The sequence below is a fragment of the Virgibacillus aidingensis genome (assembly GCF_010994035.1).
Lineage (GTDB): Bacteria > Bacillota > Bacilli > Bacillales > Amphibacillaceae > Virgibacillus_N.
In genome coordinates, this window is sequence record NZ_WIXN01000018.1 from 53,416 (window position 1) to 75,265 (window position 21,850).

A 21,850-nucleotide genomic window follows, 5' to 3' on the forward strand; every position below is an offset into this window, starting at 1 on the left:
GAACTATCAATATAATGGAAAAGGGCGTCTTACCATTGATCCAGCTGAAAACAAAAGGACCCAGAGTTATTTTTCATGTGGATATGAATTCTTTTTATGCTTCCGTGGAAATGGCCTATAACCCCCGGTTAAAAGGGAAACCTCTGGCAATAGCAGGGAATCCCGAGGAGAGAAAGGGGATTATCGTTACAAGCAGCTACGAAGCAAGATCCAAGGGAATTAAAACAACGATGAATTTGTGGGAAGCAAGAAAATTATGTCCTGAATTAATTGTTATGCGGCCCAATTTTGACCGCTATCGGGCTGCATCCAGGGAAATGTTTAAAATGCTTTCTGACATCACTCCTTTTGTACAGCCTGTATCTATTGATGAAGGCTATATGGATGTAACGGACAGTCTAATAGACGGAAACCCGTTGCAAATTGCCCATGAATTGCAGCAAAGAATTTCAGAAGAATTGGATCTTCCATGCAGTATTGGAATTGCCCCCAACAAATTCCTTGCCAAAATGGCTTCGGATATGAAAAAACCGATGGGCATTACTGTACTTAGGAAAAGAGAGATACAAAAAATACTCTGGCCGCTGCCGATAGAGGAGATGTATGGTGTTGGAGAAAAAACTGCAATCAAATTAAAAAAAGTTGGCGTAGAAACTATTGGCGATTTGGCAAAAAAAGATGTATACGAGCTGAAGCAAATACTCGGCATAAATGGAGAACGGTTGCAGAATAGAGCAAACGGAGTAGACCCCAGGCCGGTCGACCCGGATGCCATTTATGAATTTAAGAGTATTGGCAGTTCCCAGACACTCCCCTATGACACGACAAATGAGAAAGAGATTCAACAATTAATGGAATCGCTTTGTAATAATGTCGAGCGCCGCCTGAACAGGAAAGAGGCAGCAGGCAAAAGTGTCCAATTAATGATTCGGTTCCATGACCGGAAAACAATAACTAGAAGTAAAAAGCTGATGAATTATATTGAATCGAAAGAAGAGATTCTTCAAGTTGCCAATGAACTGCTGCAATTGCATTGGAATGGCGAACCTATTCGATTAATTGGCGTTACTGTACAGGATATTAATGAGAAACAGCATATCGGAAAGCAATTGAATTTATTTACTTATGAAAAAGAGCAGGATAGAGAGAAATTGTATAGTACTATTGAGGATTTATCAAAAAAATACGGAAAAAACCCGTTTAAACAATGGAAAAAAGAAGACGATCAAGAGGACCAGCCCAGGACAAGCTTTCAAAAAGACTTTTTAGATGATTATAAACGTTGACACAGAGGCTGAGGGACATGGAAGTAAATCCAACTGCAAACAGCTTACCGGCTCCGGGAATATATGGAGACTCGGAACCTCGCTAATGCCCGCCTCACCGGAAAGAGCAGCAGGCAGAAATGGTATAGATAAGACTTCCCGAGTCCCGGCACACCCGAGGAAACTTATTAGTCGCCTGCTGCAAAAATGATTACCGTGAAAATGCATTCCTATTTTACTATCAATTTACTTTTTTATTTCATGATCTTTTTAACAAGCGATTGCGACAGTTTTCCTCCGGGATAGCGAAACGGCAAATCAAATTTAGTCGTCTGCTTTAAAATGCTCTTGCTATGGGAAAAGGTGTCGAAACTGTATTTACCGTGATAGGCACCCATACCGCTGTTTCCAACGCCGCCAAATGGCAGATGCGGGTTTGCAAGATGATAGAGTGTATCATTGATGCTGCCGCCGCCAAAGGACAGGTATTGTATCACCTGCTGCTGTGTCTTGCCATTTTCTCCAAAGTAATAGAGTGCCAATGGTTTTTCTTGGGGCTTAAGCCTTTCTACAGCCTCTTCTATGTCATGAAAAGTGAACACAGGCAAAATCGGGCCAAATATTTCTTCCTGCATCATTTCATCCTCCCATGACACCTTATCTAAAATAGTAGGTTCAATCATCAGGTATTCACTGTCCACGTTGCCCCCGTGCAGAATGGAACCGTTATGAAGATAATTTTTCAGGCGGTCGAAATGTTTTTGATTTATAATCCTGATATAGTCCTTATTTTTTAAAGGTGCTTTTCCATAAAAAGATTTTATTTGCTTTTTCATCTCTTTCAGCAGTTTAAATTTCACTTTATCATGAACATAAAGAAAATCCGGTGCTACACAAGTCTGCCCGGCATTCGTAAATTTTCCCCAGACAATTCGTTTGGCTGCAAGCTGGATTGATGCATCTTTATCAACGATAGCCGGACTTTTTCCTCCCAGTTCCAATGTAACAGGGGTAAGATGTTTGCTGGCTTCCTTCATAATAATTCTCCCAACAGCGGTGCTCCCTGTGAAAAAGATATAATCAAAACGCTGCTGTAACAGCTTTTCACTAATTTCTTTATCTCCCTGAACTACCTTTACAAAAGAGGGGTCAAATGTATCCTTAATCATTTCCTCCAAAATAATGGAGGTTGCTTTTGCATACTCTGAAGGCTTAATGATTGCGCAGTTTCCCGCTGCAATAGCTCCTATTAACGGTGCCAGTGCCAATTGCAGCGGATAATTCCATGGTGATATAATCAGGCAGACACCATAAGGCTCTTTAAAAATAAAATTTTTCGTTCCTTTATGTGTCATTGGAGCGTTAACTTTTTCAGGCGCCATCCATTCCTGAAGATGCTTTATAGCAAAATCTATCTCTGTATATAGAATTCCCAGCTCAGTCGTTAATGTTTCATGCTCTGATTTATTTAAGTCTATTTTTAGCGCATCATAAATATCTGTTTCATATTTTTTGAGCATTTGTTTCAGCAATTGCAATTTTTCTTTTCGAATGGAATATTCGATCGTGTTGCCATTCATGAAAAAAGATCTCTGGTTATTTACTAACGTTTCCATTTCCTCCATGTTAATCTCTCCTCTTGTCTCTGATGCAACCTTTAGCTTTTGCCGGCACTCATTAAAGATGTGATGACAGGTTTATATTTTCAGCTGCAAAAAATCGTGAGCAAGCGCTGTGTTGGGAAAAACCTGTTGTGCTTCCAGTAAAAGAGCTGCAGTTTCTTTATTTTGATAACGAGATGAAACATGAGTCAGGATCAGCCGGCTGCACTGGCTCTTTTTTGCAAGTTCCGCTGCTTCCACAGCAGTGGAATGAAAATATTTATATGCTAAATCCCTGTTTTCATGATTAAAGGTTGATTCATGCACGAGTATGTCTGAACCATGCACAAATTCACTGAATGTTTGAGCAGCACGTGTATCCCCCAAAATGGTAATAACTTTCCCCGGTTTTTCAGGTCCTACCACATCGTTACGGTAAATAACCGTACCATTCTCCAGCGCTACTTGTTCATTTTCCTTTATTTGCTGATAAACGGGGCCCGGCTCGATCCCCATATTTTTAAGTTTATCAGCCAGTAATGTTCCTGGCTTATTTTTTTCCACAATACGAAAACCAAAGGAGGGTATTCTATGATCCAGTTCTTTAGCATATACGGTAAAGCTATCATTTTCAAACACAAATCCTTCAGAAATTTCCTCTATAATTAATGGATATGTTAAACTTGTGCGGCTTAATCTGAGAGCTGTCTCTGTATATTCTTTAATTCCTTTAGGACCATATATCGTTAATGATTCTTCACCGCCTTGAAAAGACCGGCTGCTTAAAACTCCCGGCAAACCGAAAATATGATCACCATGCATGTGGGTAATAAAAATCTTACTAATTTTACCCGGTTTGATGGATGTGTGCAGAATCTGGTGCTGGGTTGCTTCACCGCAGTCGAACAGCCATATACTATTAAGCTCTTGCAATAATTTTAATGCGATGGATGATACATTTCTCTCCTTTGAAGGGATTCCTGCACCAGTGCCCAGAAATAAAAGTTCCATATTAAGTCCTCCAGCTTTCTTACTTCCATCCTCGTACATACTGTTTTGGAGCTTCGAGGCTAAAATTTAATTCATCCGCAGCTGCTTTTGGCCAGTAAGGATTATTCAGTAATGCTCTGCCAATAAATATGAGGTCGGCACGCTCATTCTGAATTATCTCTTCAGCTTGAATACCTGTAGTAATTAATCCGACGGCAGCCGTTGCAGTATTTACAGCCTGTCTTATTCTTTCACCACGCTTTACCTGATAGCCCGGATAAGCTGAAATATTGGCTGGCACCACACCCCCGGAGCTGCAGTCAATTAAGTCTATTCCCTGTTCTTTCATTTTAGATGCATAATAAAAAATATCTTCCAAAGAATTTCCGTTTTCATCGTATTCATCAGTGGAAATCCGGATAAAGAGAGGACCTTGCCATTCTGTTTTAATTCCATCAATAATTTCTCCTACAATCCGGTACCTGTTCTCTTTAACGCCTCCATATTTGTCATTGCGTTTATTGGTAAGTGGAGACAAAAACTGATTTAATAAATATCCATGGGCGGCATGAATTTCAACGATATCAAACCCGGCTTCTTTTGCCCTCCTTGCAGCATGTACAAATGCTTCTATGGTGTTTTTAATATCATCTTCAGTCATTTCCTCGGGCAGCTTGGAAGCCTCATTAAATGGAATAGGGGAGGGAGCATGAATTTTCGATGCAAGCCGCGCTTTTCTTCCGGCATGTGCCAATTGAATACCTGATTTTGCACCATATTGATGTAATTGCTCATTTAGTGCTTTCAATCCATCTTTATGCATATCATCCCATATTCCCAGGTCCTGCGGGGAAATACGGCCAGCCCCCTGGACAGCTGTTGCTTCCACCATGACAAGACCAACCCCGCCAACAGCTCTGGATATGTAATGTGTCATATGGAAATCCGTAATTTGACCATCTTCCTTCATGGATGAATACATGCACATTGGCGACATCACGATTCTATTTTTTAATGTTGTTGTTTTAAAGGTAATTGGTGAAAATAATTTAGCCAAGACTGCTCCTCCTGTAAGAATTAATGGATATATTTTTGGATCGCCAGTGCTTTATCCGGAACATCGGTAAATATTCCCTCCACTTTATAGTGAAGACAGCGAACAATCCTCATTTTTCTGTTTACTGTAAATACTCTAAGCGGAATATTTTTTTGTTTTCCTTCCGCTGCAAGCTTTTTATGCAATAAACTGTATTTTACATGGATGGCATTTCCGCCAAGTTCGGTTACTGTGTCTATTAGATTTCTAAAACTTTTCGAAGCCAGAAAAGCAATTTCAAGCTTGTCATTATATCGTTTCATACGTTTGATGCTGTTTGGATTAAATGTAGATATTGTGGTACGATTTAGTAACTGATAATGAACAATTCTTTCATATACGATACTTTCCAGGTGCCTGTAATCTATTTTATTATTTTTCAGCTCTATATTTAAATATAACGGCTTATTTTCGACCCACTTTAGAAATTTATCCAGGGAAAGGATGCGTGCTCCTTGAAACTTTTTTGAGAACCAGGCCCCCGCATCCAGATTTTTCAGCTCATGATAGGTATAATCCTTAATATATCCGGCACCATCCGTAGTTCTGTTCACATTTTCATCATGAATTAAAACGGGTACATGGTCTTTTGTCAGCTGTACATCTGTTTCAATGCCGTCTGCCCCGATCTTATAAGCCAGTTCAAATGCTGGCATGGTGTTTTCAGGTGCGTATTTACTGGCACCGCGATGGGCAATTATTTTTGTTTTCAATACCTTCACCTCTTTTATGATTGTGATTTACTTTCGGAAAAAAGTCAATTTATTGCGGAAAAACAAGCAAAGGGTACTTTACCCTGAAGGTAAGACTTAAAAATTTTCAGCTTCCCAGAAACTGCTTCCACGGGACTGCGGTACAGCTGTTCCAGAACATTGCACCATGATTGCGAAGCTGGGCATAGTGTACATTTACAACCCTGTTGGAGTACTGATTTAACCGGCTATACCTTGCATAAACCTTAATTTAAGTTATACAAGCAGGTAATTAAATATTACCTGTCTATCGAGGAGGAAAAATATCATGCGATGGCAATCAAAAGATGAACTTACAGATTTATTATGCTCTCTTGTGCAATACCAGAGTATTACAGGGTCTGAGGCGGAAATTGCACTTGCGGAACATTTACACTCCCTGTTGGCACAGAAATCCTATTTCAAATCCAATCCCGGCCATTTAAAGCTTTATCCGCTTGAAGATGGACGCAGACTTGTTGCTGCATTGGTGAAATCCGGTGAAGATATTAAGGAAACTGTTATTTTGCTAAGTCATTTTGATGTTGTTGGAGTGGATGACTATGGATCTTTTAAGAATCTTGCTTTCCAGCCTAAAGAGTTGACAGAAGAGATAGTAAACAGTAAGAGCAAAATGCCTGAGTCGGTACAACATGACCTGGAGAATGGAGACTGGATATTCGGCAGGGGTACGATGGATATGAAGGCAGGTTTGACAGTACAGCTATCCATGATGGAAAAAGCAATGGATGGTAAATTTAAAGGCAATGTCCTTTTGTTGAGTGTGCCGGATGAAGAAGTAAATTCACAAGGAATGCTGGAGGCTTTATCGGCACTTGAAGAGATAAAGAAAGAGGAGAACCTCGTTTTTAAAGCCTGTTTAAACAGCGAACCTTCCTTCAGCAAATACCCCGGTGATTCAAATTATTATGTTTACACAGGATCAGCGGGAAAAGTTCTTCCGGGGTTTTATTGTTATGGTAAGGAATCTCATGTCGGAGAGCCTTTTTCCGGCATTAATCCTAACCTGATGGTCAGCTTCCTTTCCCAGGAAATCGAATTAAATGATTCATTTATTGAAAAAGCGGGAGATGAAGTATCCCCGCCGCCGCTTAGTTTAATGCAACGGGATTTAAAAGAAGAATATTCCGTCCAGACCCCGCAGTCAGCAGTTGCCATGTACAATGTATTGTATTTAAAACGGACATTTAATGAATTGAATGATAAACTGCTGCAGTGTGCGGAAGAAGCAGCGAAAAAAGTGGATGACTATATTCAGGAAAAAGCTGCAGGCTTTCAGAAATTAGTTTCTGATTTTTCCATCCCGGTTTCCAATGTAAAAGTAATGATGTATGAAGACTTATATGCTGAAGCAGTTAAACAATACGGAGAGGAAGAAATCATACGAAGGCAAAATCTTTTGCTGAGCCAGCGGGACAAAGGGGACCGTGATTTCTCCACGCTGCTTGTACAGGACCTGGCTTCTTTATGCAAAGATATGGCACCGATGATTATCTTGTTTTACAGTCCGCCATTTTACCCGGCGGTCTCCTCTTATCATGATCCGTATATAAGAAATATAATCGGCGATATTCAGCAATATGCCAAAACTAGGTATGATATTACTTTCACGGAAGCAGCTTTTTTTACTGGTTTATCGGATCTAAGTTTTATAGGAACACCATCTTCGGAAAATAAACTGGAGAAGCTTACAAATAACCTGCCGTTACAAAATAACGGTTTTGTTTTTCCAAAGGATGTAATGGAAAAATTGACCATGCCGGTATTAAATATCGGTCCATTGGGGAAAGATCCTCATCAATGGACCGAAAGACTGGAAATTACGCATAGTTTTGAATATCTTCCGGGTATTTTAACCGAGACTATTCACCGATTATTGAATTACAGGAACACATGATTTACTTTGGGATCCAAGGCTGATCTTTTTTACAAGGGCGAATTCATGACAAATTTGTAAATAAGATGTACAATAATAAGTAAACTGAATGAGCATTCATTTTGGAGGAACGAACATGAAAGACACGATCAGCCAGATTACGATTCCGACGCCTTTTGCTGTCGGGGACACACATATGTACCTTTTAAAAGGAGACAGACTATCACTGATAGATGCCGGGGTGAAAACAGAACAAGCATGGGAAGCTTGTCAACAACAATTAAAAGAGCATGGATACGGCCCTGAAGATATTGAACAAATTATTTTAACCCATCATCATCCGGATCACATTGGTTTAATTGAACAATTCCCGAGAGCGGAAAGTATGATTGCACATAAAAATGTCGATTTATGGCTCACAAGGGATGAACCTTTTTTCCAAAGGTATACACAATTTTTTAAATATGTGTTTACCGTTGGGGGGATCCCTGAGTATTTGCATGGGTTTCTGGATCATATCCGGGCACCTTTACAATTTTCCGGTAAGGGGAAACTGACTTCTGTTCTGGAGGAAGGCGATTATTTGCCAGGGCATGAAGACTGGCAAGTAATTGAAACCAAAGGACATGCACAAAGTCATTTATCATTTTTCAGAGAGATTGACGGAGCATTTATCGCGGGGGACCATTTGCTGTACCATATATCCCCGAATCCATTAATGGAACCGCCAATCAATCCAAAAGAAGAACGGCCCAAACCTATGCTGGGATACCGGCATAATTTGAAAAAGTGTTTAGATCTCGGGATAAATACTGTTTATCCCGGACATGGAGAGATTTTCAATGAAGCAGAAGAAATTATAGCAAAACGTCTTAGGAGCCAGGAAAAACGGGCGGAGAAAGTGTTACATCTGCTGAAAGAAAAATCTCAAACACCATTTCAGTTATGCTGTCAGATTTTTCCTTCCCGTTATGAAAATCAAATTGATTTAACCATGTCGGAAACCATCGGGCAGCTTGATTATCTTGAAGATGAAGGGATGATTGGAAAAAGGCTGGAAGGAGAATATATATACTTCTATATTAAATAACCGAGGATCCAAAACAGTCTTTTTAAGAGACTGAGACAGAAAAAAGACCATATAGCTCCGGAAATATACTTAGACTACAGCGGGAGCAAAGGCATCAGTGAGACCCCTAAAGACGAGTCAGCAATTTTTAGTTGCGAGGACTGAGATATTTGCAACACGAAGCGCACGCGGGGGGCTTACCAGCCGCCCGCGGCAAAGCAGACACCGGGAAAACGGCCAAAGGGAGTTTGATGGGATGTCAACCTTGTGCCAATGGTGAAAGCGAAGTATATCCGGAGCGGGTTTTAGGTACAGCGTATAAGGATGTTCGGGTTCCTTTTAACTAAAGTTGTTCTGTCCAATCTCTATCCTTGTAGACAGCCTGTTGGATTTATCGATGCTGATCATATTTATTTGGTTTCGTTATCTGCTGCAGCTGAACGTATATTTTATTATCCAAAGGTTTCTTAAAATCTCCTTTTAAATTTTCCTCTGCCTGCTCAATAGAACTTGCCCCAAATACAGCAGTGGCCAATCCAGGATGTTTCAAAACATATTTTAATGAAAGTTCATTGAAGGAATCTGCTTTTATATTTTTAATTTGTTCATTTACTTCTTTTAGCTCTTGATAGGAATAATTTAAGAATCCATTTTTTCCTTTATTTTCAATTATCGTTTGGGATTCATTGCTTAGCATTCCTTTTGCCAAAGGCCCCCTGGCTAAAACACTGATGCTGTTGGCGTGCAAAAGATCCAATAATTCTTCTTCAGGTCTTCTGTCAAGCAGACTGTATTGCATCATGACAGCATCGATATTTGATTTTCTTACATATTCCCGAATGACATTGGGCCGAATGGAGGAAATACCGTAAGCACGAATCAGTCCTTCTTTTTTTAAATCTTCAAAGGCGTGAATAGATTCATCGATATTATCTTCTATCGTTCCGCCATGAAGGAGATATAAATCGATATAATCCGTCTGCAGCCGTTTCAGACTATCCTTAATGCCATTTTTAATATGCTTTTCTGACGGATCCCAAAACCAATCTTTCTTTTCCTTATTAAAATGATTGCCTACTTTTGTTGTTAAAATAATGTCACCGCGTTTCGGCTTAATTGCTTCACCTACAATTTCTTCATTTAATCCGAAATTGTACAAATCTGCGGTATCCAGGTGGTTAACCCCCATGTCCAATGATCTATCAATTATGCTTTCGGCTTTTTTCCTGTCTGTTCCCAGGGACATACAGCCCAGGGTTAATGCACTTACGGTAATATCCGATTTTCCCACTTGATTCATCTTCATATGCCAGCGCCTCCAGTGGATGTTCAGGTTGATTCCATTGTAAGATGGCCCATCTTTTTTTGCAACTATTTCACAATAGAACCAAAGGTAGTGTAAAATAGATTTAGCTTAGTATCCCTGCTATTAACGAATATAATCCATGGTTGCTGCTGAAATGCAATTATCATTTCGCGGTACTGGCATTCTGATACAGTCCTTATCCATTAAAACCCTTAACATTAAAGGAGAATGCATATGCGGAAATTTGAAGAAAAAACGATAAACAGCGAAAAAATATATGATGGAAAAATTATTGACTTACAGGTGGATAAAGTGTTGCTGCCTGATGGAAATAAAGCAAAGAGAGAACTTGTAAAACATCCGGGAGCAGCAGCAGTTATACCTATTACGAAAGAGGATAAGATAGTATTGATAGAACAATACCGGAAACCGCTGGAAAAATCGATCATTGAAATTCCGGCAGGTAAAGTGGAAAAAGGGGAAGATCCTGAAACTGCTGCTATCAGGGAGCTGGAAGAAGAAACAGGCTATACAACAAGTGAACTGTCACTTGTAACCTCTTTTTATACTTCTCCGGGGTTTGCTGATGAGCTGATCCATATTTTTATTACGGATGAACTAAAGCCTCTCGACGCTCCTGCAGCAAAAGATGATGATGAATTTATGGAAATAATGGAGCTGACATTGGACGAAGCGAAACAGCTGGTGGAAGAAGAAAGAATCCACGATGCAAAAACAAATTATGCGATTCTCTACTTACACGCATTGGAGAGAAAATAAATGCTTGAGACATATTATGCTGACATGCATATTCATATTGGCAGAGATATGCATGGCAATCCTGTAAAAATTACAGGGGCGAAAAGCTTAACATTAACAAATATTCTAAAAGAATCAGGCCGCACTAAAGGAATTGATTTAATCGGGGTCATCGATTGTCATTCTCCTAACGTAATGCAGGAAATTAATCAGCTTATGGATGAAGAAAGAGCCTATGAATTAAAGGATGGCGGGATTAAATTTGAAAATATTACATTGATACCCGGGTCGGAAATAGAAATTTATGATGAAAACTGCCAGGGGCCAATTCATGTTTTATGCTTTTTTCCCACTATAAAAAGTACTGCCTCTTTTTCGGATTGGTTAACAACTAAAATGAAGAATATTAATTTAAGCTCACAGCGTTACTACGGAACAGGGAAAGAACTGCAATATAAAGTAAAAGAACTGGGCGGCATTTTTATTCCTGCTCACGTGTTTACCCCGTTTAAAAGCCTATATGGCAGGGGAGTAAATAAATCATTGCGGGAAGTGCTGGATCCGGACCTGATTGATGCAATCGAACTGGGTTTAAGCTCTGATACTTTCATGGCAGACCAAATCAGTGAGTTGCATGGCTATACATTCCTCACCAATTCTGATGCCCATTCCCTTGGAAAAATAGCGAGGGAATACCAGCAAATTAAAATGAAAGAAGCTTCATTTAAAGAGTTGGAATGGGCGCTGCACCAGGTCAATGGCCGTAAAATTCTCAAAAACTTTGGTATGAACCCGAAACTCGGAAAGTATCATACTACAGTTTGCAGCAAATGCTTTGAACCGTTGCCCTCCGACACAAAAAAATGCCCGGTATGCCATTCCCGGAAAATAATTAAGGGGGTTTCCGAACGTATCGGGGAATTAAAGGACACTGATGAACCTATGGAGGACCGTCCGCCCTATTTATATCAGGTCCCACTGGAATATTTGCCGTCACTGGGGCCGAAAACATACGAAAAACTATTAAACCGTTTTGGGACGGAAATGAGCATACTGCATGAAATACCTCCCGAAAAATTACAAGAAGCCTTACCCGAAAAACTAGCAGCATCTATCATCCAGATGCGCAATGGCCAGCTTCCCATTAAAGCAGGAGGCGGGGGAAAATATGGTAAAGTCAGCCTGCCATAGAAAAACCAAAAAAAAGGCAATGAATTTGGCATGAATATTCTCTTCATTTCATAGATTTTAAATATAGTACGATCTATGAAATGGAGGAAAACGATGTATAATAATAGAACCATAATCATGAATCATATGAAGGAACATAGCACCATTTATTTATTTATGACCATTCTATTTCTTACCGGAATTATTTTTGGCGCTATTCTTGTAAACAGCATGAACTTCGTACAAAAACAGGATTTGTTTTTTTATCTGGAGCAGTTTTTCAGTCGGATTGCCGAAAGCGAAACCATTGAAAATCATGCTATTTTAAAGGAAAGCTTTTTATTCCATATGAAATATTTGGTGTTAATTTTTATATTGGGTTTGTCTGTAATCGGATTGCCATTTGTTTGGATCCTGCTTTTTATTAAAGGGTTGGTAGTCGGATTCTCGGTTGGATTTTTAGTCAATCAGCTGGGGATAAATGGGCTTTTTATTGCCTCTGTTTCCATTGCACCGCAAAATATATTAATCATACCGATTTATATTTCAGCAGGGAGTATGTCCATGATTTTTTCATTAAAATTGCTGCAAAAATTATTCAGCAAAAAAATATCCCAACCCGTATTTCAGCATTTCAGTAAATATATTATTTTATTTTTATTTTTATTGGCATTTTCCTTTGTCGCTGCACTGTTGGAGTCATATTTGTCAAATGGGGCAATGGAAATAATGATTAAATCATTTTACCAATAATAAAAATTAGATTATAATTATTATAAATATAAAGTAATAATGATAATATACCTTTGACACAAATTTCTCAGGTGCATATAATAAAGATGGGATATGAGGGAGGGAGTCTGCCATGGAACATCGAATTGACCGGATAAAAAAGCAGCTTCATGCTCAAAGTTATAAGCTTACCCCTCAAAGGGAAGCAACATTAAGGGTTTTACTGGAACGTGAAGAAGACCATTTAAGTGCCGAGGATGTGTATCTGCTTGTAAAAGAAAAAGCGCCGGAGATCGGTTTGGCTACCGTCTACCGGACATTGGAACTGCTGTCAGAGTTAAAAATTGTAGATAAGATTAATTTCGGGGATGGTGTTTCGCGTTACGACCTGCGTAAAGAAGGAGCAGAACATTTCCATCATCACCTGGTATGTATTGAGTGTGGTTCAGTTGAAGAAATTATTGATGATTTGCTGCAGGATGTAGAAAAAATTGTACAAAAAGATTGGGGTTTTCAGGTAAAAGACCACAGATTGACTTTTCATGGTATTTGCAAACAATGTCAGGAAATTACCGTGGAAGTAACTTAATGATAAACCTTTTTTCTTTGGAAGAAAGGTTTTTTTCTTGATTATTTAGTGAATAACGCCTATCTCCCGCATTGATGATAAACGGTATTATACTAACTATGATAAGGCTATTCTTTTCATTGCTCCGGAACATGGTAAAATTACATATGGCATCACATTTATTTTTATGCCGGTTTCATGTATATTGTTATTATTTTATGGCATATCTTGTACTAAGATGCTTAGGATACAAGAGGAGATATGTCTATGAAAAGGATAGCCTGGGATACACTGAAAGTATTTATTATATTTATTGCCTGCACTTTTTTATTTTATTTTGGCCTGCGTGCCATGCATGAAGAATATGAGAATTTCCATCGATACGATCCTCCGGAAGGGCCTGCCGTAAAGGTTTTCCAGCAGGAGCAGCGTTTTATTGATCGTTTAAATTTATTTTTTCAATTAGGGGAGTAAACATGCTAACAAATTCCTTGGACGATTTCTTTCATTATCTATTAATAGAGAGAGGACTCTCCGAAAATACATTGACTTCCTATAAAAGAGATTTGAAACAATACACGGATTACATTGGAAAATCAGTACAGAAGTCTGACTGGGAAGAAGTAACACGGAATGATATTGTTCATTTCCTGCATAAAGTAAAGGATAGCGGCAAATCTGCAGCCACCATTTCCCGCTATATTTCATCCATTCGGGCATTTCATCAATTTCTATTTCGGGAACAGCTCGTTTCCGGTGATGCAAGCCTGCATCTGGAAATCCCGAAAAAAGATAGGAAACTTCCGGATGTTTTATCTGTAAATGATGTGGAAAAATTGCTTTCGGTGAAGGAGGATTCAGCACTTTCCGTTCGGAATACGGCTATGCTTGAATTGCTGTATGCTACAGGGCTCAGGGTCAGTGAACTGATTACATTAAAGGTCAGTGACCTCCATTTAACGATGGGGTTTGTCCAATGCTTTGGAAAAGGATCAAAAGAAAGAATTGTTCCGCTGGGCAATGCTGCAAAAAACGCGGTAGAGCTCTATTTGAGTGGCGCCAGAAACCATTTAATCAAAAATAATAAAGATACTGGGATTCTGTTTGTCAATCATCATGGGAATCCATTGACAAGGCAGGGATTTTGGAAGGTTTTAAAAAAAGTTGCAAAGCAGGCCGGGATTACGAAAACAATAACTCCGCATACCTTGAGGCATTCTTTTGCTACACATCTGCTTGAGAACGGGGCTGATTTGCGGATCGTACAGGAAATGCTTGGCCACGAAGATATTGCGACAACTCAGATCTATACTCATGTGACAAAAGGGAGATTAAAAGATATATATAATTCATATCACCCCAGAGCATAGTTCTGCTATAGGCTGCTTATACATAATCGTCATTTATGATAATAAAAAGGCGTTATCGTTGTCGGACATCTTACAACTGAGGCAGAAACATACAAAAAGGGAAGTTTGGGAATATAAAAAGTGGAGGGATGTACTTTGAACTATACATTTAAGAGAATATTTCTAATCGTAATGGATTCAGTAGGAATTGGAGAAGCGCCTGATGCAGAAAAATTTAATGATAAAGGTGCAGATACTTTAGGCCATATTGCAAAGCATATGAATGGCCTTCATATGCCGAACATGGGAGCACTGGGATTAAGTAATATCAGGGAAGTAGATGGTATTTCCAAGGCAGCAGATCCGAGGGCCCATTTTACAAAAATGCAGGAAGCCTCCAATGGAAAAGATACCATGACAGGACATTGGGAAATTATGGGGCTATATATTGAACAGCCGTTTCAGACATTCCCGGATGGCTTTCCGGATGCATTAATGAATCAGCTCGAAGAACGGACAGGCCGGAAAATAATTGGCAATAAACCTGCCTCAGGAACTGCTATATTGGATGAATTAGGTAAAGAGCATATGGAAAGCGGCAGCCTGATTGTTTATACTTCTGCAGACTCCGTGCTGCAAATTGCTGCTCATGAAGAAATTGTACCATTGGATGAGCTGTATGGAATTTGTGAAATTGCCCGGGAATTAACACGTGACGAAAAATACATGGTAGGCAGAGTGATTGCCCGTCCATTTATCGGAGAGCCCGGAGCTTTTCAGCGTACATCCAATAGACATGATTATGCGTTAAAACCATTTGGAAGAACTGTAATGAACGAACTGAAAGATGAAAATTATGATGTGATTGCCCTTGGAAAAATTTCCGATATCTTTGATGGCGAAGGTGTCACTGAAGCAGTAAGAACGTTGGATAACGAAGATGGCATGACAAAAATCGGAGAATCGATGGATAAAGATTTTACTGGCATCAGCTTTTTAAATCTTGTTGACTTTGATGCAAAATTTGGTCACCGAAGAGACCCTGAAGGATACGGAAAAGCATTGGAAGCTTTTGATAATAGATTGCCGGAAGTGCTTAATAAACTGCGGGACGATGATTTATTAATTATTACAGCTGACCATGGCAATGACCCAACCCATCATGGTACAGATCATACCCGGGAATATGTTCCGCTGCTTATTTTTCATACAGGTATTCAAACCGGAAAGGAATTGCCGGTCAGAAAGACATTCGCTGATATAGGAGAAACCATTGCGGATAACTTCCAAGTGAACAGTCCGAAATTTGGGGTAAGCTTTTTAAATGAAATTAAATAGAATTGGAGCGGTCTAACATGAAAGAAAAGATTTTGCAGGCAACTACCTATATAAATGAGAAATTTAATAGTTCTCCTGAGATAGGTCTCATACTTGGTTCCGGTCTTGGAGTCCTTGGAGATGAAATTGAAGAAGCAGTTTCCATATCCTATAGTGAAATTCCCCATTTTCCCGATTCTACTGTCAGCGGGCATAAAGGAAAATTAATCATAGGTCAGTTGGAGGGAAAGACCGTTATTGCCATGCAGGGCCGATTTCATTATTATGAAGGTTATTCATTAAATCAGGTCACTTTTCCAGTCAGAGTGATGAAACAGCTTGGAATTGAGTCTATTATTGTTACCAATGCAGCAGGAGGTATTAATGAAAGCTTTCATCCAGGAAATTTAATGATTATATCAGACCATATTAATAATATAGGGGACAACCCCTTACTTGGAAAAAATGACGAGACACTCGGGGAACGATTTCCCGATATGTCAAAAGCATATGATCCCAAGTTGATTCAGCATGCCTCTGATTGTGCCAAAGAACTTAACCTGCAAGTTCATAAAGGGGTTTATGCAGCAAATAGCGGTCCGACATATGAAACGCCGGCAGAAGTAAACATGCTGAGGCTGTGGGGGGCTGATGCAGTCGGCATGTCCACCGTACCTGAAGTCATTGTGGCCAGACATGCAGGTATCAGGGTATTGGGTATATCTTGTATTTCCAATATGGCAGCAGGAATATTGGACCAGCCGCTAGCCCACTCAGAAGTAATTGAAACAACAGAAAGAGCAAGAGAAGACTTCTTAAAACTTGTCAAAAAAATAATTAGTACGATTCCAAAATAAAAAGGTGATTGTAAATGAGAATGTATGACATTATCGAAAAGAAAAGGGATGGATATACGCTGTCTGAAGAAGAAATTAATTTCTTTGTAAACGGATATACAAAAAATGAGATTCCTGACTATCAGATAAGCGCATTATTAATGGCAATATATTTTCAGAACATGACAGCAGAAGAAAGTGCCAGTCTCACCTCGGCCATGGTGGAATCGGGGGAGAAAATAGATCTTTCTGCGATTCAGGGAATAAAAGTGGATAAACATTCAACCGGCGGGGTCGGTGATACTACTACACTCATCCTTGCTCCCCTGGTCGCTTCTGCAGGTGTACCCGTAGCAAAAATGAGCGGCCGCGGACTTGGGCATACTGGTGGTACTATTGACAAACTGGAAGCTGTTCCGGGTTTTCACACAGAAATAACGAATGATGATTTTATAAAACTGGTAAATAATAATAAAGTGGCCGTTGTTGGACAATCAGGCAATCTGACCCCGGCAGATAAAAAGCTTTACAGTTTAAGGGATGTTACTGCCACAGTAAACTCCATTCCTCTAATCGCCAGTTCGATTATGAGCAAGAAAATTGCATCCGGAGCAGATGCCATCGTGCTGGATGTAAAAAAAGGTGCAGGAGCCTTTATGAAAGAAGAAAATGATGCAAGAATTCTGGCCGAAACGATGGTCTCAATCGGAAACAAGGTAGGAAGAAAGACAATGGCTGTTATTTCCGACATGAGTCAGCCGTTGGGAAACGCAATTGGTAACGCCTTGGAAGTAAGGGAAGCCATCAACACATTAAAAGGAAATGGGCCAAAGGATTTAACTGAGCTTTGTCTGACGCTGGGCAGCCAGATGGTTGTATTGGCAAATAAGGCAAAAACCATGGATGAGGCTAAAAGCAGATTACGTGAAAACTTAGAAAATGGAAAAGCAATAAATAAATTTAAACAGTTCCTTGCATCACAAGGCGGTGACAGTACTGTTGCAGATCATCCGGAATTACTGCCGCAATCAGCATATAAACTAGACCTGCCGGCAAAAACAACAGGAAAAGTTGCTGCTATGGAAGCGGATGATATTGGTTCTGCCGCTATGATGCTGGGAGCCGGCAGAGCAACAAAAGATACACAAATTGATTTATCTGTCGGTATTGTACTGCATAAAAAAATCGGGGACGATGTGAACGAAGGTGAACCGCTGCTGACCATTTACAGTAATGATAAATCTGTTGAAGAGGTAAAAGACAAATTGTATAAAAGCATATCCATATCGTATCAGCATGTAAAAGTTCCGGAGCTCATTTACGATACTATTCTAAATCAATAAATTTTGAAGAGACTGGGACAAAATGAATTTTAGTCAAAAGGAAATCCGAACTTCTTCAAACTTAAAATAATAATCCGCTCAGAGCATATCGTTTGCACCTCCACCAATCCAAGTGCAGCATCAGTTACTGAACACTGAAACGTGATCACGCGGCCGATAGCAGCCTATCCATATGGTATGCTGTTTGTTCAAAATAAATAGGACGTGTCCTGTGGGGCGGCTTTCCACCTGCCGCCCCCTGCATAGAAGTAATTAAAAAAGGCAGCAAACTGTTTATATCTGATCCAGAATTAATTTTGGAAAAACAGCTCATATTAAAGCTAAGGAATGAATTATTGGAGGGTCAGATTATGGCACAACAGAATTTGCATCAGATATTACAGCAGGCAAGCAAAAGGATTCATGAAGCTCAAGCGGCTATGCGGGGAGCGCAAGGGTCAAATGAAATATTACTGGAAGAAGCTCTGCAATTGTTGCTGCAAGGTGAACAGCAGCTTGAGCATGCTCGGCAGCAGGGGGGAACAGAGGCAACGGAAAACCCGCAATTTCAACAAGCATTCGAACAGCTCCACGATACCCGTCACCAATTGCATGAAGCAAAGCAAAATAACCATGATCTATAATAACAATACCTTATAACGGGATTCAATTTAACAAGTAACATTTTACGTGATAATCAAAGAGAAAATAATTCAGTCGGAAGATAATACTTCATAAAGCCGGAAATACTCAATAACAACGAGGATTCACGGCTTTTTTTATGCGCCGAAAACGATCAGGATACATGTTGTCTGCGTATAAAATACATCCTTAATGGAAACCCTAGAGCTATATTGATTGTTGGAGGTAAAGTCTATGAAAAAGAGTACAGTAATTGTCAGTATCATATTACTTTTTCTGCTCAGTATGAACACTGCCATTTTTGCAGAAGAAGCAGAAAAAAATGGTCAGGAACCATTAAATCTGGCACCCGAAGCGGAATCGGCGATCTTAATGGAGAGAGATACAGGGGAAATACTTTTTGATAAAAATGCTGAAGAAAAACTTCCGCCGGCCAGTATGACAAAAGTAATGACTCTTCTTCTAATTATGGAACAACTGGAAAATGGAAATTTGACTTATGAGGAAACAGTACGGGTGAGTGAAAGGGCAGCTTCCATGGGAGGTTCCCAGATTTTTCTTGAAGAAGGGGAAGAAATGACAGTGGAAGACCTCCTTAAAGGCGTAGCTATTGCGTCCGGGAATGATGCGAGTGTAGCATTGGCCGAAAGAATTTCCGGCAGTGAAGATGCTTTTGTTAAAAAAATGAATGAAAAAGTAAAGGAATTGGGATTGAAAAATACCAAATTTCAAAACGCTACCGGATTACCTGCTGATGACCATTATAGTACATCGTATGACATGGCAATGATTGCTAAGGAATTATTAAAATATGAATCAATAACGGAGTATACCTCCATTTATGAAGATTATTTGCGAAAAGGGGAAGAAAATGAATTTTGGCTTGTGAACACAAATAAATTGGTAAAGTTTTATCCTGGCGTGGATGGGCTCAAAACAGGATTTACAAATGAAGCAAAATATTGTTTGACGGCTACCGCGGAAAAAAATGATATGAGGGTTATTACAGTAGTTATGGGAGCGGAAACAACAAAGGAAAGAAATGCTGCAATTTCCCAAATGCTGGATTATGCGTTTAATCATTTTGAGACAAAAAAGTTATTTGATAAAGGACAAACGATAACCAATTTACAGTTATTAAAAGCTGAAAATAAAGATATTGATATTGTAGCTTCCGAGTCCATCAGTACCCTGCATCCTAAAGGAGAATCAATGGATGATATAACCACAGAAGTCGAATTTTTCCCAGATATTACTGTGCCACTGAAGAAAGGGGACCAAGTGGGAACACTATATGTCAAAAAAGGGGAGGATATTTTATCTGAAAGTGATTTAACAGTGGATCATGATATAGATAAAGCATCCTACTATACCTTTTTTAAAAGATCTATGCAAAAATTGTTGAAATCCGAATGAATTCATCTAAATTCCGGGAATTTCTTCTTCTTTTGTCATGCAGCAGGATTTAAACGATTGAATATAGAAAAGGGAGTATAAAGTATTTATAAGGAGGAAAAGCAATGGGGCTCAATTCATCGTTTGCTATGAAAGGAAACGTACTCGTTGTAAGGCTGTCAGGGGAACTTGATCATCATGAAACTGAAGGCTTAAGAAGCGAATGGAAAAAAATGATGGAAACAAAAGATGTAAAACATGTGCTATTAAATCTCGAGGCTGTTACTTTTATGGACAGCTCTGGCTTGGGTGTTATTTTAGGCAGATATAAAGAGGTTTTGCAGCTTGGCGGTGAGATGGTAGTCTGTTCCATCTCACCACCAATCAAACGATTGTTTGAAATGTCCGGCATGTTTAAAATTATCCGTCTAGAGAAGAATGAAGCTTTTGCACTGGTTTCTTTGGGGGTGGCATCATGAAAAATGAAATGCATATAGAATTTTTAAGTGTCAGTGAAAATGAAGCATTTGCAAGGGTTACTGTAGGGGCATTTATTTCCCAGCTGGATCCAACAATGGAGGAATTGACAGAAATAAAAACCGTGGTGTCCGAAGCGGTAACGAATGCAATTATTCATGGTTATAACAATGAAAGACACCATAAAATTTCTATCACATGTACGCTTTACGATGGGGAAATAGAGCTGACAATTAAAGATAAGGGTGTTGGCATCAAAAATATAGAAGAGGCCCGCCAGCCTTTATACACATCCAAACCGGAATTGGAAAGGTCCGGCATGGGATTTACCATTATTGAAAACTTTATGGATGCAGTTGAGGTTATTTCCGATTCTGAAAGCGGCACAATTGTTCATATGACAAAGCAGCTAATAAACAGCAGGACTGTTTATAATTAGGGATGCCTATGAATGTAGATGTGAAAAATAATAGTAAACGGAATGAAACCTTGACTGATGAACAAATAAAAAAACTGATCCATCAGAGCCAAGAGGGGGATAAACAGGCAAGAGATACACTGGTCGAAAATAATGTCCGGCTTGTGTGGTCTGTTGTGCAGCGGTTTATAAACAGGGGCTATGACCCCGATGATTTGTTCCAAATTGGAAGTATTGGATTAATCAAATCAATAGATAAATTCGACCTTTCCTATGATGTCCGTTTTTCCACATATGCTGTTCCCATGATCATAGGGGAAATTCAGCGTTTTATCAGAGATGACGGAAGTTTAAAGGTCAGCAGATCCCTGAAGGAAATAGGAAATAAAATACGCAGAAAAAAAGATGAATTGACGAAAGAAATGGGGAGATCACCTACCGTTAATGAAATTGCAGAGGCTATGGAAATTTCCCCTGAAGAAGTGGTTCATGCTCAGGAAGCGGCTAAATCCCCCCACTCGATTCATGAGACAGTGTTTGAAAATGACGGGGATCCGATCACACTATTGGATCAAATTGCCGACACGGATTCAAAATGGTTTGATAGGATCACTTTACAGGATGCCATTCGAAACCTGGATAAGCGAGAGAGAATCATTGTCTATTTAAGATACTATAAGGACCAGACACAATCTGAGGTTGCAGAAAGACTTGGCATATCCCAAGTGCAAGTCTCAAGATTGGAAAAAAAGATATTAAAAGAAATGAAAATAAATATGGAATGAAAAATGAAGCTGTCCCGATACACGTCTTTTAAGTATCCAGGACAGCTTTCTATTCCTCTGCTATCAGCTTTGGTCGATTGCTGCATTAACATACCGTTTTACATATAGATTTCACCTATGCAATT

The 21,850-nt window shown here is 39.4% G+C and carries 22 protein-coding genes; 17 read left to right on the forward strand and 5 right to left on the reverse strand.

The annotated features are described in order from the left end of the window. Nucleotides 1–35: 35 nt before the first annotated feature. Nucleotides 36–1,286, forward strand: coding sequence for a DNA polymerase IV (locus GHD25_RS14620; RefSeq protein ID WP_276207835.1), 1,251 nt, complete (start codon nucleotides 36–38; stop codon nucleotides 1,284–1,286). Between the two features lie 233 nt (nucleotides 1,287–1,519). On the opposite strand, the gene GHD25_RS14625 is transcribed toward GHD25_RS14620, so the two are convergent. From GHD25_RS14625 to GHD25_RS14640, 4 genes are all read right to left on the reverse strand, one after another. Continuing rightward, the gene (locus GHD25_RS14625; RefSeq protein ID WP_164218130.1) at nucleotides 1,520–2,890 is read right to left on the reverse strand and encodes an aldehyde dehydrogenase; all 1,371 of its coding nucleotides are present in this window, start codon (nucleotides 2,888–2,890) and stop codon (nucleotides 1,520–1,522) included. A 72-nt stretch (nucleotides 2,891–2,962) separates the two neighbouring features. Continuing rightward, nucleotides 2,963–3,877 carry a ribonuclease Z gene (gene rnz / locus GHD25_RS14630; RefSeq protein WP_164218132.1) on the reverse strand — a complete coding sequence of 305 codons (915 nt, stop codon included), beginning with the start codon at nucleotides 3,875–3,877 and terminating at the stop codon, nucleotides 2,963–2,965. A 19-nt stretch (nucleotides 3,878–3,896) separates the two neighbouring features. Continuing rightward, on the reverse strand, nucleotides 3,897–4,913 hold the full coding sequence (gene namA / locus GHD25_RS14635; protein WP_164218134.1) for an NADPH dehydrogenase NamA: 1,017 nt from the start codon (nucleotides 4,911–4,913) through the stop codon (nucleotides 3,897–3,899). 20 nt (nucleotides 4,914–4,933) lie between these two features. Then, the gene (locus tag GHD25_RS14640) at nucleotides 4,934–5,665 is read right to left on the reverse strand and encodes a glycerophosphodiester phosphodiesterase (RefSeq protein WP_164218136.1); all 732 of its coding nucleotides are present in this window, start codon (nucleotides 5,663–5,665) and stop codon (nucleotides 4,934–4,936) included. 307 nt (nucleotides 5,666–5,972) lie between these two features. Between GHD25_RS14640 and GHD25_RS14645 the strand changes: the two genes are divergently transcribed. Together GHD25_RS14645 and GHD25_RS14650 are read left to right on the forward strand one after the other, a co-directional pair. After that, a complete protein-coding gene (locus GHD25_RS14645) occupies nucleotides 5,973–7,601 on the forward strand; it encodes a M20/M25/M40 family metallo-hydrolase (protein WP_164218138.1) in 1,629 nt (542 codons plus the stop codon). Between the two features lie 115 nt (nucleotides 7,602–7,716). Beyond that, nucleotides 7,717–8,670 carry an MBL fold metallo-hydrolase gene (locus tag GHD25_RS14650; RefSeq protein WP_164218140.1) on the forward strand — a complete coding sequence of 318 codons (954 nt, stop codon included), beginning with the start codon at nucleotides 7,717–7,719 and terminating at the stop codon, nucleotides 8,668–8,670. 370 nt (nucleotides 8,671–9,040) lie between these two features. On the opposite strand, the gene GHD25_RS14655 is transcribed toward GHD25_RS14650, so the two are convergent. Next, nucleotides 9,041–9,955 carry an aldo/keto reductase gene (locus tag GHD25_RS14655; protein WP_164218142.1) on the reverse strand — a complete coding sequence of 305 codons (915 nt, stop codon included), beginning with the start codon at nucleotides 9,953–9,955 and terminating at the stop codon, nucleotides 9,041–9,043. 234 nt (nucleotides 9,956–10,189) lie between these two features. Here GHD25_RS14655 and GHD25_RS14660 point away from each other — a divergent pair, with 234 nt between their 5' ends. The 14 genes from GHD25_RS14660 (at nucleotide 10,190) to sigF (ending at nucleotide 21,725) form a co-directional block, all read left to right on the forward strand. Then, nucleotides 10,190–10,735, forward strand: coding sequence for an NUDIX hydrolase (locus tag GHD25_RS14660; protein WP_164218144.1), 546 nt, complete (start codon nucleotides 10,190–10,192; stop codon nucleotides 10,733–10,735). After that, on the forward strand, nucleotides 10,736–11,905 hold the full coding sequence (locus GHD25_RS14665; RefSeq protein ID WP_164218146.1) for an endonuclease Q family protein: 1,170 nt from the start codon (nucleotides 10,736–10,738) through the stop codon (nucleotides 11,903–11,905). A gap of 93 nt (nucleotides 11,906–11,998) precedes the next feature. Continuing rightward, complete coding sequence (gene spoIIM / locus GHD25_RS14670) at nucleotides 11,999–12,637, forward strand: stage II sporulation protein M (protein ID WP_164218147.1); 639 nt, start codon at nucleotides 11,999–12,001, stop codon at nucleotides 12,635–12,637. A 112-nt stretch (nucleotides 12,638–12,749) separates the two neighbouring features. Continuing rightward, nucleotides 12,750–13,205, forward strand: a complete 456-nt coding sequence (fur, locus tag GHD25_RS14675) for a ferric iron uptake transcriptional regulator (RefSeq protein WP_164218150.1) — start codon at nucleotides 12,750–12,752, stop codon at nucleotides 13,203–13,205. A 246-nt stretch (nucleotides 13,206–13,451) separates the two neighbouring features. Further along, nucleotides 13,452–13,658, forward strand: a complete 207-nt coding sequence (locus GHD25_RS14680) for a YqzK family protein (protein ID WP_164218152.1) — start codon at nucleotides 13,452–13,454, stop codon at nucleotides 13,656–13,658. A 2-nt stretch (nucleotides 13,659–13,660) separates the two neighbouring features. Next, a complete protein-coding gene (gene xerD / locus GHD25_RS14685; RefSeq protein WP_164218154.1) occupies nucleotides 13,661–14,554 on the forward strand; it encodes a site-specific tyrosine recombinase XerD in 894 nt (297 codons plus the stop codon). A gap of 135 nt (nucleotides 14,555–14,689) precedes the next feature. Continuing rightward, a complete protein-coding gene (gene deoB, locus GHD25_RS14690) occupies nucleotides 14,690–15,871 on the forward strand; it encodes a phosphopentomutase (protein ID WP_164218156.1) in 1,182 nt (393 codons plus the stop codon). A gap of 17 nt (nucleotides 15,872–15,888) precedes the next feature. Beyond that, nucleotides 15,889–16,707, forward strand: a complete 819-nt coding sequence (locus tag GHD25_RS14695) for a purine-nucleoside phosphorylase (RefSeq protein WP_164218158.1) — start codon at nucleotides 15,889–15,891, stop codon at nucleotides 16,705–16,707. A 14-nt stretch (nucleotides 16,708–16,721) separates the two neighbouring features. Continuing rightward, nucleotides 16,722–18,029: a pyrimidine-nucleoside phosphorylase gene (locus GHD25_RS14700; RefSeq protein WP_164218161.1), complete on the forward strand. Its 1,308-nt coding sequence runs from the start codon at nucleotides 16,722–16,724 to the stop codon at nucleotides 18,027–18,029. A 350-nt stretch (nucleotides 18,030–18,379) separates the two neighbouring features. Then, nucleotides 18,380–18,652 carry a hypothetical protein gene (locus GHD25_RS14705; protein WP_164218163.1) on the forward strand — a complete coding sequence of 91 codons (273 nt, stop codon included), beginning with the start codon at nucleotides 18,380–18,382 and terminating at the stop codon, nucleotides 18,650–18,652. A gap of 232 nt (nucleotides 18,653–18,884) precedes the next feature. Then, nucleotides 18,885–20,066, forward strand: a complete 1,182-nt coding sequence (locus tag GHD25_RS14710; protein ID WP_164218165.1) for a D-alanyl-D-alanine carboxypeptidase family protein — start codon at nucleotides 18,885–18,887, stop codon at nucleotides 20,064–20,066. 104 nt (nucleotides 20,067–20,170) lie between these two features. Next, nucleotides 20,171–20,524: an anti-sigma F factor antagonist gene (spoIIAA, locus tag GHD25_RS14715; protein ID WP_164218167.1), complete on the forward strand. Its 354-nt coding sequence runs from the start codon at nucleotides 20,171–20,173 to the stop codon at nucleotides 20,522–20,524. Next, complete coding sequence (spoIIAB, locus tag GHD25_RS14720; protein ID WP_164218169.1) at nucleotides 20,521–20,961, forward strand: anti-sigma F factor; 441 nt, start codon at nucleotides 20,521–20,523, stop codon at nucleotides 20,959–20,961. The genes spoIIAA and spoIIAB overlap by 4 nt, the downstream gene beginning before the upstream one ends. 8 nt (nucleotides 20,962–20,969) lie before the next feature. Further along, complete coding sequence (gene sigF, locus GHD25_RS14725) at nucleotides 20,970–21,725, forward strand: RNA polymerase sporulation sigma factor SigF (RefSeq protein ID WP_164218212.1); 756 nt, start codon at nucleotides 20,970–20,972, stop codon at nucleotides 21,723–21,725. Nucleotides 21,726–21,850 lie beyond the last annotated feature (125 nt).